Annotated in this window: 9 protein-coding genes; 5 read left to right on the top strand and 4 right to left on the bottom strand. The window is 61.6% G+C overall.

Annotation, left to right across the window (positions count from 1 at the left end; all coding sequences use genetic code 11):
* Positions 1 to 3: 3 nt before the first annotated feature.
* The 4 genes from FIV39_RS27705 to FIV39_RS27690 all read right to left on the bottom strand — a co-directional run bounded on the left by FIV39_RS27705 (position 4) and on the right by FIV39_RS27690 (position 4,466).
* Positions 4 to 1,326 (bottom strand): ABC transporter substrate-binding protein, encoded by a 1,323-nt coding sequence (locus FIV39_RS27705; RefSeq protein WP_090405111.1) that lies wholly within the window; start codon positions 1,324 to 1,326, stop codon positions 4 to 6.
* 247 nt (positions 1,327 to 1,573) lie between these two features.
* Positions 1,574 to 2,053 (bottom strand): hypothetical protein, encoded by a 480-nt coding sequence (locus FIV39_RS27700; RefSeq protein WP_090405108.1) that lies wholly within the window; start codon positions 2,051 to 2,053, stop codon positions 1,574 to 1,576.
* Positions 2,054 to 2,198: 145 nt separating this feature from the next.
* The gene (locus FIV39_RS27695) at positions 2,199 to 3,104 is read right to left on the bottom strand and encodes an AraC family transcriptional regulator (protein WP_090405105.1); all 906 of its coding nucleotides are present in this window, start codon (positions 3,102 to 3,104) and stop codon (positions 2,199 to 2,201) included.
* A gap of 72 nt (positions 3,105 to 3,176) precedes the next feature.
* The gene (locus tag FIV39_RS27690; protein ID WP_090405101.1) at positions 3,177 to 4,466 is read right to left on the bottom strand and encodes a glycosyltransferase; all 1,290 of its coding nucleotides are present in this window, start codon (positions 4,464 to 4,466) and stop codon (positions 3,177 to 3,179) included.
* A gap of 159 nt (positions 4,467 to 4,625) precedes the next feature.
* Between FIV39_RS27690 and tpx the strand changes: the two genes are divergently transcribed.
* The 5 genes from tpx (at position 4,626) to FIV39_RS27665 (ending at position 14,325) form a co-directional block, all read left to right on the top strand.
* On the top strand, positions 4,626 to 5,126 hold the full coding sequence (gene tpx / locus FIV39_RS27685; RefSeq protein WP_090405097.1) for a thiol peroxidase: 501 nt from the start codon (positions 4,626 to 4,628) through the stop codon (positions 5,124 to 5,126).
* A gap of 232 nt (positions 5,127 to 5,358) precedes the next feature.
* A complete protein-coding gene (locus FIV39_RS27680) occupies positions 5,359 to 6,657 on the top strand; it encodes an MdtA/MuxA family multidrug efflux RND transporter periplasmic adaptor subunit (RefSeq protein ID WP_090405094.1) in 1,299 nt (432 codons plus the stop codon).
* Positions 6,654 to 9,755: an MdtB/MuxB family multidrug efflux RND transporter permease subunit gene (locus FIV39_RS27675; RefSeq protein ID WP_090405091.1), complete on the top strand. Its 3,102-nt coding sequence runs from the start codon at positions 6,654 to 6,656 to the stop codon at positions 9,753 to 9,755. Before FIV39_RS27680 ends, FIV39_RS27675 begins: the two co-directional genes overlap by 4 nt.
* On the top strand, positions 9,752 to 12,859 hold the full coding sequence (locus tag FIV39_RS27670; RefSeq protein WP_146371660.1) for an efflux RND transporter permease subunit: 3,108 nt from the start codon (positions 9,752 to 9,754) through the stop codon (positions 12,857 to 12,859). The genes FIV39_RS27675 and FIV39_RS27670 overlap by 4 nt, the downstream gene beginning before the upstream one ends.
* Positions 12,856 to 14,325, top strand: coding sequence for an efflux transporter outer membrane subunit (locus FIV39_RS27665; RefSeq protein WP_090405083.1), 1,470 nt, complete (start codon positions 12,856 to 12,858; stop codon positions 14,323 to 14,325). Before FIV39_RS27670 ends, FIV39_RS27665 begins: the two co-directional genes overlap by 4 nt.
* The last annotated feature ends 4 nt before the right edge of the window (positions 14,326 to 14,329 follow it).

Here is a 14,329-nt window from a genome sequence, read left to right as displayed (position 1 = left end):
GGGTTACTTGGGGTAACCCGCCCGCTTCATTTCACGCTCGGTGGTGGTCTGCGCGGCGGTCAGTGCAGCATCGACCGTTTGCTGGCCGGTCAGCGCCCCGGAGAAGAACTTGCCGACCTGGGTGCCAATTGCCTGGAACTCAGGAATGGTCACCAGTTGGATACCGATATACGGCACCGGCTTGAGGGTCGGTTTGGTCGGGTCGGCGACTTTCAGCGATTCCAGGGTCACCTTGGCGAACGGTGCAGCCTTCATGTACTCGTCGCTGTAGGTCGACTTGCGCGTACCTGGCGGGACGTTGGCTACGCCGTCGGTCTTGGCGACCAATGCGCCATATTCCTTGGAGGTGGCCCAACTGGTGAACACCTTGGCGGCGTCCTTGGCCTTGGAGCTGGTCGGGATCGCCAGGCTCCAGGAATACAGCCACGACGTGCCTTTGTCGGTTTTTTCGTGCGGGGCAAAGGTGAAACCGACATGGTCAGCCACTTTGCTTTGGGTCTTGTCGGTGACGAACGAGCCAGCGACGCTGGCATCCACCCAGATCGCGCACTTGCCACTGTTGAACAGCGCCAGGTTCTCGTTGAAACCGTTGCTGGAAGCACCCGGCGGGCCGGATTTCTTCATGTTGTCGACGTAGAAGTTCAGCGCGTCCTTCCACTCGGGGCCGTTGAATTCAGGCTGCCATTTTTCATCGAACCAGCGTGCGCCGTAGCCGTTGGCCAGGGTGGTGATCAGCGCCATGTTCTCGCCCCAGCCGGCTTTGCCACGCAGGCACAGGCCGTATTGCTCTTTGCTCTTGTCGGTGAGTTTGGCCGCGAATTCGCCGATCTGGCTCCAGGTCGGGTGCTCGGGCATGCTCAGCCCGGCGTTCTTGAACAGGTCGGTGCGGTAATAGGTGATCGAGCTTTCAGCGTAGAACGGCAGGGCGTACAGCGAGCCTTTGACGGACAGACCGTCACGCACGGAAGGGAATACATCATCGAGGTCGTAGGACGCCGGCAGGTCCTTCATCGGCTCCAGCCAACCCTTGGCGCCCCAGAGTGCAGCTTCGTACATGCCGATGGTCAACACATCGAACTGCCCGCCTTGGGTGGCGATGTCGGTGGTCAGGCGTTGGCGCAGCACGTTTTCTTCGAGCACCACCCAGTTCAGCTTGATCTCCGGATGCTCGGCCTCGAAGGTTTTCGAGAGCTTCTGCATGCGGATCATGTCGCTGTTGTTGACGGTGGCAATGGTCAGGGTTTGCGCGCCAAAGCTGACGGCGCTGAGGGTCATGCATGCAGTCATGCAAGAACAGGCAAGCAGGGTTTTTGCTGTGAACTTCATCGCGCACTCCATTTCCGCGCCCAGGGGGCTACAGAAGGACAGTTATTGTTGTTGTGTCTTCCTACGAGCAGTCAGGAAGAGTGTGCGTTGATTACAGCCTTCAAACGGGGCCGTGACAAATCCTTGGGAACACTTGGACTGATACTTTTTTGCACTCGATGATTTTTCCCACGCTCTGCGTGGGAAAGATCACCAAAAGCGCATGACGTGACGGTGTGAGCACCGTCGTCATGGCGTCAATCTGTATTCAGGAGACCACTTCGCCCAGTATTTCCATCCCCAGTGACTCGGGAGTGTCCGTCGCGGTGACGGGGCCCATGACTTCAATCTGATGGATTCGCAGAGACTGGCCATTATCTGTTTCGAAGTCTATCCAGAACTTTCCAGCGGCATCAGCTTTCGCATTTCTTACCCAATACGTACTCATTTGCGTGGTGACCATCTCGCTGGTGGAGTAATACGTTCCTCCAGAATGCGTGGCTTTTAGCGTGCTGCCAGGTGATCGGACACGACAATAGAGGATTACGGTCAGATTGCTGTGAGGGGGCAACGTCTCCGTGAACGCTCTGCTTGCCTTCTGGACAAACCAGGCTGTCCTTCCACTCACGTCGTCATCAATGATGGAGCCTCCCCCTGTCCAGCCATATTTATCTCCGTCATGACCAAATGCGACGCGATGGTTGATGATGAATCTGTGTTCACGTGCTTGTTCTGTGGTTTGGCTCATTTTTCGATCCTCGATTTAAATGAACACCACTCTCCAGGAATGATGTGCTCGCTCATTTAAGGAGGGGAAAATCCATGGCGATACTGTCAGAAATACCAGTTCCGACCGCCGGGCTTCACACCAGTGCTCGGTTGCACCGTCAGGTTCAAGCCAGGTTCTGTTCGGTCAGCCGCTGTACCGCCAGGCGCCGGTAGTGGGAAGGGGTCATGCCTTTAAGCTGCTGAAAGCGCCGGTTGAAGTTGGAGATATTGTTGAAACCCGACTCGAAGCACACATCCGTCACGGCCTTGTCGCCATCGGCCAGCAGTTCACAGGATTTGCTGATCCGCAGCCGATTGACGAACTCGATAAACGTGCGGCCGGTGGCCTGCTTGAATACCCGGGAAAAATACGTTGGCTTCATGCCCAGGTGTTCCGCCACTTCTTCCAACGGCAACTCCCGCGCGTAGTGGGCGAAGATGTAATCCACCGCGCGGTTGGTGCGGTCGATGCTGTGTTCATCGGCCAGTTGTGGCGTGGTCACGCCGGACAGCAGTTGGTAGTCCTCACAGGTACTCAATACTTCCAGCAAGATAAAGAAGTGACCCAGGCGCGCCATGCCCTGGGCGTCTTCGATGCGTTGCATCAGGGTCATGGCCTGGGCGATGGTCTTTTTGCAGCGGAACTCGATGCCGTACTGCGCCCGTTCCAGCAGCGGTGCCAGGCTCTTGAGTTCAGCGAAAATATGGCTGCCGCCGTCAAACAGCTCATCGGTGAAATTCACCAGCATGTCGCGCTTGGGCACCACTTCGTCTTCCTCCACCTGGCTGATCCAGTTGTGGGGGAGGTTGGGGCCGGTGAGGAACAGGCTTTCCGGGTAGAAATTACCGATGTAGTCGCCGATAAACACCTTGCCCGAGCTGGCGACGATCAGGTGCAGCTCGTATTCCTTGTGGAAATGCCAGCGCACCAGCGGGCAGGGGAAGCCATGCTGGCGATAGATGATGGACAGACCGTTGTGATCGTCCATCAGCTCGTAGGAAGGGTCGGTGATGCGCGTTGCTCGGGTCATGCTGCCGTCGCTTTATTATTGGTTGCCCGCCGAATAATGCCCCCTTGTGCGCGGCGCTGCCAGCCTCGGTGTTTATACGCTGCGGTTTTTCGCCTCGATCCACTGGGACATGTACTGCGTACTTTTATGCGCATGGTGGCGGAGCATGCTGCCGGTGAAGTTGCTGCGGCGATGGGCGGCGAGGTGGCTGCGGCAGTGTTGCAGGCACTCCAGCAACACGGGCCCGTGGATATTGCGGTCATAGCGACGCGCAATCAGTTGGCGCCCATCTTCCTGCGCCTGGGTCCAGCGTTCGCGATCCTGATAGAGCGTCACGGCCGCCGCGGCCAGGGTTTCGGCGCATTGCTCGATGGCGCCGGGCCATGGCCGCTCATCGCCCATGGCCTCCGCGCCGATGGGGGTGGTGATATTGGGGGTGCCGCACAGCATCCCATCCGCCAGCTTGCCCTTGATGCCCGCACCGAAGCGCAGCGGCGCCAGGCAGATACGCGCCGCCGTCATCACTTGCAGCGCGTCTTCGGCCCAGTTCATCACATGGAAACCCTGGGCAGGGTTGTGCAGGGCGGTGGCCTTGGGCGGGGTATAGGCGCCATAGATATGCAGCTGGGCGCCCGGTAATTGCCGGCGAATCAACGGCCAGAGGCTGTTCTTCATCCACAGCACGGCGTCCCAGTTCGGCGCGTGGCGGAAGTTGCCGATGCTGAGGAAGTGCGCACGCTCCTCGAACGGTACGAAGGCGTCGGTTGGCGGCGTCATCATCAACGGGCACCAGTGGAGCAGGGCGGCCGGCACCTTGAACTGTTCGGTGAGCAGGCGGATTTCCACGTCGGAGATCATCAAGCTGATGTCGCAGCGGTAAATCGCGGCGATTTCACGCTTGGCCAGGTCGGTGTCGGCCATCAGTTGGAATTCTTCCTCCAGGGCCGGGGCGAACAGCGCAGTGAAGTCGTCGCTGCCCGGATGGGCCTTGAGGTGCTCCTTGAGGCGCTGATGGCGGGCGTCGCGCAGGCTTTGCAGGTCGGAGGTTTCCAGGACGCGCAGGGCGTCGGGGCAGCACTTCTCCACGCGCCAGCCAAACTGTTCTTCCATCATGAAACGGTCGAACAGCACGATGTCCGGGGCCAGTTCGCGAATAAAATCGTCGAAACTGCTGTTATTGAGCTCAATCGCGCATTCGGCGATGCCCAGCGCAGGCAGGTCGGCCTTGTGCTCGCCCAGCGCTGCGGGGCTGCTGAAGGTAATGTCCCAATCTTGCGTAAGAAAAGTTTCCAGGATCTGCATCATATGCCCGCCCGCGGCCGAGGAACGGGGCTCCGGCCAGACATAACCAATGACCAGGACTTTGGTGGCGGGCTGATTCATCAACAACGGGTTCCTTGGAGGGCAGGCGCAAAGCGCGCAATTAAACCACAACCGCGTGGCATGACAATTTGTGTCTGGCGGTAGGTAGCCACGGCACTTTGTGGTTAACTTCGGCCTCTCGAATGCGTTTAACCAAAACCCAGCATAAGGATTCTGTTCATGGCTCAAGTCACCCTTCGTGGTAACCCTGTCCAGGTTGAAGGCGAATTGCCGCAAGTCGGCTCTGAAGCTGCAGACTTCACCCTGACCGCCGGCGATCTGTCGGATGCAACCCTGGCTACCTTTGCCGGCAAGCGCAAAGTGCTGAATATCTTCCCAAGCGTCGACACCCCGACCTGCGCGACGTCGGTACGCAAGTTCAACGCCCAGGCCAACGAGCTGAACAACACTGTCGTGTTGTGCATTTCCTCGGACCTGCCGTTTGCCCAAGCGCGCTTCTGCGGTTCTGAAGGCCTGGAAAACGTGAAGAGCCTGTCGGATTTTCGCAGCGCCGCGTTCTCCCAGGACTACGGCGTGGACATCGTTGATGGCCCGCTGCGCAGCCTGACCGCCCGCGCCGTCGTGGTACTGGATGAAAACAACAAAGTGCTGCACAGCGAACTGGTTCCGGAAATCGGCCAAGAGCCGAACTACGAAGCTGCCCTGGCAGTTTTGAAGTAACTGTTGCGGCGCATTACTGTCATTTGGCAGTAGCGCGCTTGATACATGATTGCGGCCTGGCCTAGTCCAGGCCGTTTTCATTTGCGCTTCAGATGCTTAGGGAAATATCCGACAGACTAAGCCGCAGAAGTTAAAAGTTGTAAGCCCAAGGTAAATAGCCGGTAAAGGCGCTTTTCTTAACGCGCTCCAGTGCTTATCTTTCAGCCTCCCGAAGAAGAAGCTCTCGCGCCCAATGGTTGATCACTCCATGCAATCCTCCCCCCGCAACTCCCGCCGCTGGCTGTTCGGCCTGCTCGTGCTGCTGGTTATCGCCGGCCTGTGCTGGAAATTCTGGCCAAGCGGCGCTGCCCACAAAGACGCGCCGGCCGGGCACACCGGCAAAACCGGCATGGCGCGCCCGGGCTTCGGCGGGTCCACCGGCCCGGTGCCGGTGCGCGTGGCACCGGCGGTGCAGGGGGAGTTCCCGGTGTACTACAAGGCCCTGGGCACGGTCACCGCGCTCAATACCATCAATGTGCGCAGCCGGGTGGGCGGCGAGCTGGTCAAGATCGCCTTTGAAGAAGGGCAGATGGTCAAGGCCGGTGACCTGCTGGCCGAGATCGACCCGCGCAGCTACCAGAACGCCTTGCTCCAGGCCCAGGGCACGTTGATGCAGAACCAGGCCCAGCTGAAAAACGCCCAGGTCGACGTTGAGCGTTATCGTGGCCTCTACGCCCAGGACAGTATCGCCAAGCAGACCCTGGACACCGCCGAAGCGCTGGTCTTGCAATACCAGGGCACAGTCAAGACCAACCAGGGCGCGGTGGACGACGCCAAGCTCAACCTCGAGTTCACCAAGATCCGCGCGCCTATCAGCGGTCGCGTCGGCTTGCGCCAGGTCGACGTGGGCAACCTGGTCGCCGCCAACGACACCACCTTCCTCGCGGTGATCACCCAGACCCAGCCGATCAGCGTGGCCTTCACCCTGCCGGAAAACACCCTCGAAACCGTGCTCGCGCGTTATCGCGCCGGCAACAAGCTGCCCGTGGAAGCCTGGGACCGTGGCGACGCGAAACAGCAGGCCACCGGCGTGCTGCAAAGCCTGGATAACCAGATCGACGTCACCACTGGCACCCTGAAATTCAAGGCACGTTTCGATAACAAGGACCAGGCGCTGTTCCCCAACCAGTTCGTCAACGTGCATTTGCTTGCCGACACCTTGCACAACGTGGTGCTGGCGCCGTCCGCCGCGATTCAGTTCGGCAACACCGGCACCTTTGTCTACAAGCTCGATGGCGACAAGAAGGTCAAGGTCCAGCCGCTGGTGGTGGGTGACACCGATGGCGAGAACACCGTGATCAAGGAAGGCCTGGTCGCCGGCGACCGCGTGGTATTGGAAGGCACTGACCGCCTGAAGGAAGGCAGCGAGATCGAAGTCGTCAACGACAGCAGTGAAGTCCCGACTACGCCAACTGAACACCTGCAGGGCAAGCCTGCGGCTAAAGGGGAGACCGGCGCCAACGCCGGCAAGGCGCAAAAGGTCGGTTCATGAACCTGTCGCGGCTGTTTATCCTTCGCCCGGTCGCCACCACGCTGAGCATGCTGGCCATTGTCCTGGCCGGCATCATCGCGTATCGCTTGCTGCCGGTATCGGCCTTGCCCCAGGTGGACTACCCGACGATTCGGGTCATGACCCTGTACCCCGGCGCCAGCCCTGACGTGATGACCAGCGCGGTCACCGCGCCGCTTGAACGCCAGTTCGGGCAAATGCCCGGCCTGACCCAGATGGCGTCCACCAGCTCCGGCGGCGCCTCGGTACTGACCCTGCGTTTCAACCTCGACATCAATATGGATGTCGCCGAGCAACAGGTGCAGGCCGCGATCAACGCCGCCACCAACCTGCTGCCCAAGGATTTGCCGGCGCCGCCGGTGTACAACAAGGTCAACCCGGCGGATACCCCGGTGCTGACCCTGGCCATTACCTCCAAGACCATGCTGCTGCCCAAGCTCAACGACCTGGTCGACACGCGCATGGCGCAGAAGATCGCGCAGATCAGCGGCGTCGGCATGGTCAGCATCGCCGGTGGCCAGCGCCAGGCCGTGCGCATCAAGGTCAACCCCGAAGCCCTGGCGGCCAACGGCTTGAACCTGTCCGACGTGCGCACCCTGATCGCCGCGTCCAACGTCAACCAGCCCAAGGGCAACTTCGACGGCCCCACGCGGGTGTCGATGCTCGATGCCAACGACCAGTTGGTGTCGCCCCAGCAATACGCCGAGCTGATCCTGGCCTACAACAATGGCGCGCCTTTGCGCCTTAAAGATGTGGCACAGATCGTCGATGGCGCCGAAAACGAGCGCCTTGCCGCCTGGGCCAATGAAAACCAGGCCGTGCTCCTTAATATCCAGCGCCAACCGGGCGCCAACGTGATCGAGGTGGTCGACCGCATCAAGGCGCTGCTGCCGAGCATCACCGACAACCTGCCGGCCGGCCTCGACGTGACGGTCCTCACCGACCGCACCCAGACCATCCGCGCCTCGGTCACCGATGTGCAGCATGAATTGCTGATCGCCATCGCCCTGGTGGTGATGGTGACGTTCCTGTTCCTGCGTCGGGTCAGCGCCACGATCATTCCGTCGATTGCCGTGCCGCTGTCTCTGGTGGGCACCTTTGGCGTGATGTACCTGGCCGGGTTCTCCATCAACAACCTGACGCTGATGGCCCTGACCATCGCCACGGGGTTTGTGGTGGACGATGCCATCGTGATGCTGGAGAACATCTCCCGTTATATCGAGGAAGGCGAGACGCCGTTGGCCGCAGCGCTCAAGGGCGCCAAGCAGATCGGCTTCACCCTGATTTCCCTGACGCTGTCGCTGATCGCGGTATTGATCCCGCTGCTGTTCATGGCCGATGTGGTCGGGCGGTTGTTCCGCGAATTTGCCATCACCCTGGCGGTGGCGATCCTGATTTCACTGGTGGTGTCCCTGACGCTCACGCCGATGATGTGCGCGCGTTTGCTCAAGCGCGAACCCAAGGAAGAAGAGCAGAGCCGTTTCTACAAGGCCAGCGGCGCCTGGATCGACTGGCTGATCGAAGCCTACGGGCGCAAGTTGCAGTGGGTGCTCAAGCACCAGCCGTTGACCCTGCTGGTGGCCATCGCCACCCTGGGCCTTACGGTGGTGCTGTACCTGGTGGTGCCCAAGGGCTTTTTCCCGGTGCAGGATACTGGGGTGATCCAGGGGATCTCCGAGGCGCCGCAGTCGATTTCGTTCGCCGCCATGAGCCAGCGCCAGCAGGAACTGGCGAAGATCATCCTGACCGACCCGGCGGTGGAAAGCCTGTCGTCCTACATCGGTGTGGATGGTGATAACGCCACCCTCAACAGTGGCCGTTTGCTGATCAACCTCAAGCCCCACGGCCAGCGCGACTTGAGCGCGGCCCAGGTGATCAATCGCCTGCAACCGCAGGTCGACAAGCTGGTGGGCATCCGCCTGTTCATGCAGCCGGTGCAGGACCTGACCATCGAAGACCGTGTCAGCCGCACCCAATACCAGTTCAGCATGTCCTCGCCGGATGCCGACCTGTTGGCCCTGTGGAGCGGCAAGCTGGTGCACACACTGAGCCAGATGCCGGAACTCACCGATGTCGCCAGCGACCTGCAGGACAAAGGCCTGCAGGTGTACCTGGTGATCGACCGCGATGCGGCCTCGCGCCTGGGCGTCAGTGTGTCGACCATCACCGATGCCCTGTATGACGCGTTTGGCCAGCGGCAGATTTCCACCATCTACACCCAGGCCAGCCAGTACCGCGTGGTCTTGCAGGCCCAGTCGGGAGAAACCCTGGGCCCGGCGGCGCTGAACCAGATCCATGTGAAAACCACTGACGGCGGGCAGGTGCGCTTGTCCAGCCTGGCCCATGTGGAACAGCGCCAGGCGCAGTTGGCGATTGCGCATATCGGCCAGTTCCCGGCGGTGATGATGTCGTTCAACCTGGCCCCTGGCGTTGCGCTTGGCAAAGGCGTGGAGCTGATCAACCAGGCGCAGAAGGACATTGGCATGCCGGTGGGCGTGCAGACCCAGTTCCAGGGCGCGGCGCAGGCGTTCGAAGCATCGCTGTCGAGCACCTTGCTGCTGATCCTGGCGGCGGTGGTCACCATGTACATCGTGCTGGGTGTGCTCTACGAGAGCTACATCCACCCGATTACCATTCTGTCGACCTTGCCGTCGGCAGCGGTAGGGGCCTTGCTGGCCTTGCTGCTCAGTGGCAACGACCTGGGCATGATCGCGATCATCGGCATCATCCTGCTGATCGGTATCGTGAAAAAGAACGCGATCATGATGATCGACTTCGCCCTCGACGCCGAGCGCAATCAGGGCCTGGACCCGCAGACTGCCATCTACCAGGCGGCGCTGTTGCGCTTCCGGCCGATCCTGATGACCACCCTGGCCGCGCTGTTCGGTGCAGTGCCGTTGATGCTGGCCACCGGCTCCGGCGCTGAATTGCGCCAGCCCCTGGGCCTGGTGATGGTCGGCGGCTTGCTGGTGAGCCAGGTGTTGACGCTGTTCACCACGCCGGTGATCTACCTGTACTTCGATCGCCTCGGCCGCCGCTGGCGCAAAGAGCCGCAAAGCCTGGAGCCGGTTGAGTCATGAACCTGTCCGGACCTTTCATCCGCCGGCCGGTAGCGACCATGCTGCTGAGCCTGGCGATCATGTTGCTGGGCGGTGTCAGCTTCAATCTGCTGCCAGTGTCGCCGCTGCCGCAGATCGACTTCCCGGTGATCGTGGTATCGGCCAGCTTGCCCGGCGCCAGCCCCGAGGTGATGGCGTCCACGGTGGCCACGCCGCTGGAGCGTTCCTTCGGCGCGATTGCCGGCATCACCACCATGAGCAGTTCGTCGAGCCAGGGCTCCACGCGGGTGATCCTGGCGTTCGACTCCGACCGTGATATCAACGGTGCCGCGCGGGAAGTGCAAGCAGCCATCAATGCCTCGCGCAACCTGCTGCCCAGCGGCATGCGCAGCATGCCCACTTACAAGAAGATCAACCCGTCCCAGGCGCCGATCATGGTGCTGTCGCTGACCTCGGACGTGTTGCAGAAGGGCCAGTTGTACGACCTTGCCTCGACTATCCTCTCCCAAAGCCTGTCCCAGGTACCGGGCGTGGGCGAGGTGCAGATCGGCGGCAGTTCCCTGCCGGCGGTGCGTATCGAGTTGGAGCCCAAGGCTCTCGACCAGTACGGCGTGGCCCTGGACGACGTGCGCAACACCATTGCCAATGCCAACCAGCGCCGGCCCAAAGGCTCGCTGGAAGACAGTGAGCGCAACTGGCAGATCCAGGCCAACGACCAGTTGGAAAAAGCCAAGGACTACGAACCGCTGCTGATTCGCTACCAGGATGGCGCTGCCCTGCGCCTGAAAGACGTGGCGAAGATCAGCGACGGCGTCGAAGACCGCTACAACAGTGGCTTCTTCAACAATGATTCGGCGGTGCTGCTGGTGATCAATCGCCAGTCCGGCGCCAACATCATCGAGACCGTGAGGCAGATCAAGGCACAATTGCCGGCGTTGCAGGCGGTGTTGCCGTCCAGCGTCAAGCTCAGCCTGGCCATGGACCGCTCGCCGGTAATCACCGCCACTTTGCACGAAGCCGAGATGACGTTGTTGATCGCGGTGGGGCTGGTGATCCTGGTGGTGTACCTGTTCCTGGGTAACTTCCGTGCCTCGCTGATCCCCACATTGGCCGTGCCGGTGTCGTTGGTGGGCACCTTCGCGGTCATGTACCTGTACGGTTTCTCGCTGAACAACTTTTCGTTGATGGCGCTGATCCTGGCCACCGGCCTGGTGGTGGACGACGCCATCGTGGTGCTGGAGAACATTTCCCGGCATGTCGACGAAGGCGTGCCGCCGATGAAGGCGGCTTACCTGGGGGCCGAGGAAGTCGGCTTTACCTTGCTCTCGATGAACGTGTCGCTGGTGGCGGTGTTCCTCTCCATCCTGTTCATGGGCGGGATCGTCACCAACCTGTTCCGTGAGTTTTCCATCACCTTGTCGGCGGCGATCATCGTGTCGCTGATCGTGTCGCTGACGTTGACGCCGATGCTCTGCGCCCGATGGCTCAAGCCCCACGTCAAAGGCCGGATGACCGGCCTGCAACGCTGGAGCCAGAAGATCAACGACCGCATGGTCGCCGGCTACGCCACCAGCCTGGATTGGGTGCTGCGCCACCGCCGCCTGACCTTGCTCAGCCTGTTGCTGACCATTGGCATGAATGTGGCGCTGTACGTAGTGGTACCGAAAACCTTTATGCCGCAACAGGACACCGGCCAATTGATCGGCTTTGTTCGCGGGGATGACGGCCTGTCGTTCAGCGTCATGCAGCCGAAGATGGAAATCTTCCGCAAGGCCGTGCTCAACGACCCGGCGGTGCTCAGCGTGGCCGGCTTTATCGGTGGCAACAACGGTACCAACAACGCGGTGATGCTGGTCCGCCTCAAGCCCATCAGTGAACGCAAGGTTTCCGCCCAGGCGGTGATCGAGCGCCTGCGCAAGGATGTACCGCTGGTGCCGGGCGGGCGCCTGTTCCTGATGGCTGACCAGGACCTGCAATTCGGCGGCAGTCGTGACCAGACCAGCGCGCAGTATTCCTACATCCTGCAAAGCGGTGACCTGGCCGCGCTCCGCCTGTGGTACCCGAAAGTCGTGGCTGCCTTGCGCGAGCTGCCGGAACTGACCGCCATCGACGCCCGCGAAGGCCGGGGCGCGGCCCAGGTCACGCTGATTGTCGACCGTGACCAGGCCAAGCGCCTGGGCATCGATATGGACATGGTCACTGCAGTACTCAACAACGCCTACAGCCAGCGGCAGATTTCCACCATCTACGACAGCCTCAACCAGTACCAGGTGGTGATGGAGGTCAACCCCAAATACGCCCAGGACCCCATCACCCTCAACCAGATGCAGGTGATCACTTCCGACGGCGCGCGGGTGCCGTTGTCGACCATTGCCCATTACGAGAACAGCCTGGAAGACGACCGTGTCAGCCATGAAGGCCAGTTCGCTTCGGAAAACATCGCGTTTGACATGGCGCCCGGGGTCACGGTGGAGCAGGGCACGGTCGCCATCGAGCGGGCGATTGCCAAGGTCGGCCTGCCGGAAGATGTGATCGCCAAGATGGCCGGCACCGCCGATGCCTTCGCGGCCACGCAGAAGGGCCAGCCGTTCATGATCCTCGGCGCGCTGGTGGCGGTGTACCTGGTGTTGGGCATTCTGTATGAGAGCTATATTCATCCGTTGACGATTCTTTCGACCCTGCCGTCGGCCGGTGTCGGCGCCATGCTCGCGATCTATTTGACGGGGGGCGAGTTCAGCCTGATCTCCTTGCTGGGGCTGTTCCTGCTGATCGGCGTGGTGAAGAAGAACGCGATCCTGATGATCGACCTGGCCCTGCAACTGGAACGCAACGCCGGCATGGCCCCGCTGGAATCGATTCGCAGCGCCTGCCTGTTGCGTCTGCGGCCGATCCTGATGACGACGCTGGCGGCGATCCTTGGCGCCTTGCCGTTGCTGCTCGGCGCCGGCGATGGCGCGGAAATGCGCCGTCCCCTGGGCCTGACCATCATTGGTGGCCTGATCTTCAGCCAGGTCCTGACCCTCTACACCACCCCGGTGGTTTACCTCTATCTCGACCGCGCGCGCCACCGCTTCAACGCCTGGCGCGGCGTGCGTACCGACGCTGCCCTGGACACTGCGCTATGACCGATTCAACCTTTGCCAAATTGGCCATGATCCGTGGTTCCCGTGTTGCGAGCCTGGTGCTTTGCGGCGCACTGCTCAGCGCCTGCGCCGTCGGGCCCGACTACCACCGCCCCGACGTCATCGAACCCGCGCAATTCAAGGAAGCCCAGGGCTGGCGCCAGGCCACCCCCAGCGACTCGCTGGCTCGTGGCGCCTGGTGGGAGTTGTACGGCGACCGCCAGCTCAATGACCTGGTGCTGCGCCTGAACAGCTCCAACCAGACCGTGGCCCAGGCCGAAGCGCGCTTTCGCCAGGCCCAGGCTCTGGTGCGCAGTTCGCGCGGGGCGTTTTACCCCACCGTCGACCTGAGCGCCGGGAAAACCCGCGCCAGCCAGGGTACCGGCAGCAGCAACGCGAGCCTCAGCAGTTCCAGCAGCGGGATCCGCGACACCCTCAATGCGCAGCTCGGCGTGAGTTGGGAGGCGGACATCTGGGGTAAGTTGCGCCGTGGCCTGGAGGCCAACGAGGCCAGCGCCGAAGCCAGCTCGGCGGACTTGGCCGCAATGCGCCTGAGCCAACAGTCGGAACTGGTGCAAAGCTACCTGCAACTGCGGGTCATGGACGAGCAGACCCGCTTACTGCAAGCGACCCTGGAGACCTACCAGCGCTCCCTGCAAATGACCGAGAACCAATACCGTGCCGGTGTCTCCGGCAAGGACGCGGTGGCCCAGGCGCAAACCCAGCTCAAGACCACCCAGGCCAGCCTGATCGACCTGATCTGGCAGCGCGCCCAGCTGGAAAACGCCATCGCCGTGTTGATCGGTGAAGCGCCGGCCAACTTCAACCTGGCGGTGAGCAAGGACATCCCGGCACTGCCGCAGATTCCGGTGAGCCTGCCGTCGCAACTGCTCGAGCGTCGCCCCGACATCGCTTCGGCCGAACGTTCGGTGATCGCCGCCAACGCCAATATCGGCGTGGCGAAGGCCGCCTACTACCCGGACCTGAGCCTGAGCCTCGCCGGCGGCTATTCCAGCAGCACCTATGCGGACTGGATCAGCTTGCCGAACCGCTTCTGGTCGGTAGGGCCGAAACTCGCCATGACCCTGTTCGACGGCGGCCAGCGCTCGGCGGAAGTCGACCGCACCGTGGCGTCCTACGACGAAACCGTGGCCAAGTACCGCCAGACTGTGCTCGACGGCTTCCGTGAAGTGGAAAACTACATGGTGCAGCTCAAGGTGCTGGAAGACGAGGCGGTGGTCAGCAATGAAGCGCTGGACGCGGCGCGTGAATCGCTGCGCCTGACTCAGAACCAGTACAAGGCCGGGCTCATTGCCTATCTGGACGTGGTCACCGTACAAGCGACCGCCCTGAGTAATGAGCGCACTGTGCTGACCTTGCTGCAAACGCGGTTGGTGGCCAGCGTGCAACTGATCGCCGCACTGGGCGGTGGCTGGGATGGGCAGACGCCGATTGCCGAGAAGGATTGATTAC

The organism is Pseudomonas grimontii, from assembly GCF_007858185.1.
Taxonomy (GTDB): domain Bacteria; phylum Pseudomonadota; class Gammaproteobacteria; order Pseudomonadales; family Pseudomonadaceae; genus Aquipseudomonas; species Aquipseudomonas grimontii.
Note: the sequence above shows the minus strand (reverse complement) of the source record. Positions and strands in the feature narration are given on the sequence as shown.

Excerpts from the sequence above, each read along its gene's own strand:
- FIV39_RS27705 (WP_090405111.1), bottom strand. The coding sequence starts at position 1,326 with ATGAAGTTCACAGCAAAAACCCTGCTTGCCTGTTCTTGCATGACTGCA.
- FIV39_RS27670 (WP_146371660.1), top strand. The coding sequence starts at position 9,752 with ATGAACCTGTCCGGACCTTTCATCCGCCGGCCGGTAGCGACCATGCTG.
- FIV39_RS27695 (WP_090405105.1), bottom strand. The coding sequence starts at position 3,104 with ATGACCCGAGCAACGCGCATCACCGACCCTTCCTACGAGCTGATGGAC.
- FIV39_RS27700 (WP_090405108.1), bottom strand. The coding sequence starts at position 2,053 with ATGAGCCAAACCACAGAACAAGCACGTGAACACAGATTCATCATCAAC.
- FIV39_RS27680 (WP_090405094.1), top strand. The coding sequence starts at position 5,359 with ATGGTTGATCACTCCATGCAATCCTCCCCCCGCAACTCCCGCCGCTGG.
- FIV39_RS27690 (WP_090405101.1), bottom strand. The coding sequence starts at position 4,466 with ATGAATCAGCCCGCCACCAAAGTCCTGGTCATTGGTTATGTCTGGCCG.
- tpx (WP_090405097.1), top strand. The coding sequence starts at position 4,626 with ATGGCTCAAGTCACCCTTCGTGGTAACCCTGTCCAGGTTGAAGGCGAA.
- FIV39_RS27675 (WP_090405091.1), top strand. The coding sequence starts at position 6,654 with ATGAACCTGTCGCGGCTGTTTATCCTTCGCCCGGTCGCCACCACGCTG.
- FIV39_RS27665 (WP_090405083.1), top strand. The coding sequence starts at position 12,856 with ATGACCGATTCAACCTTTGCCAAATTGGCCATGATCCGTGGTTCCCGT.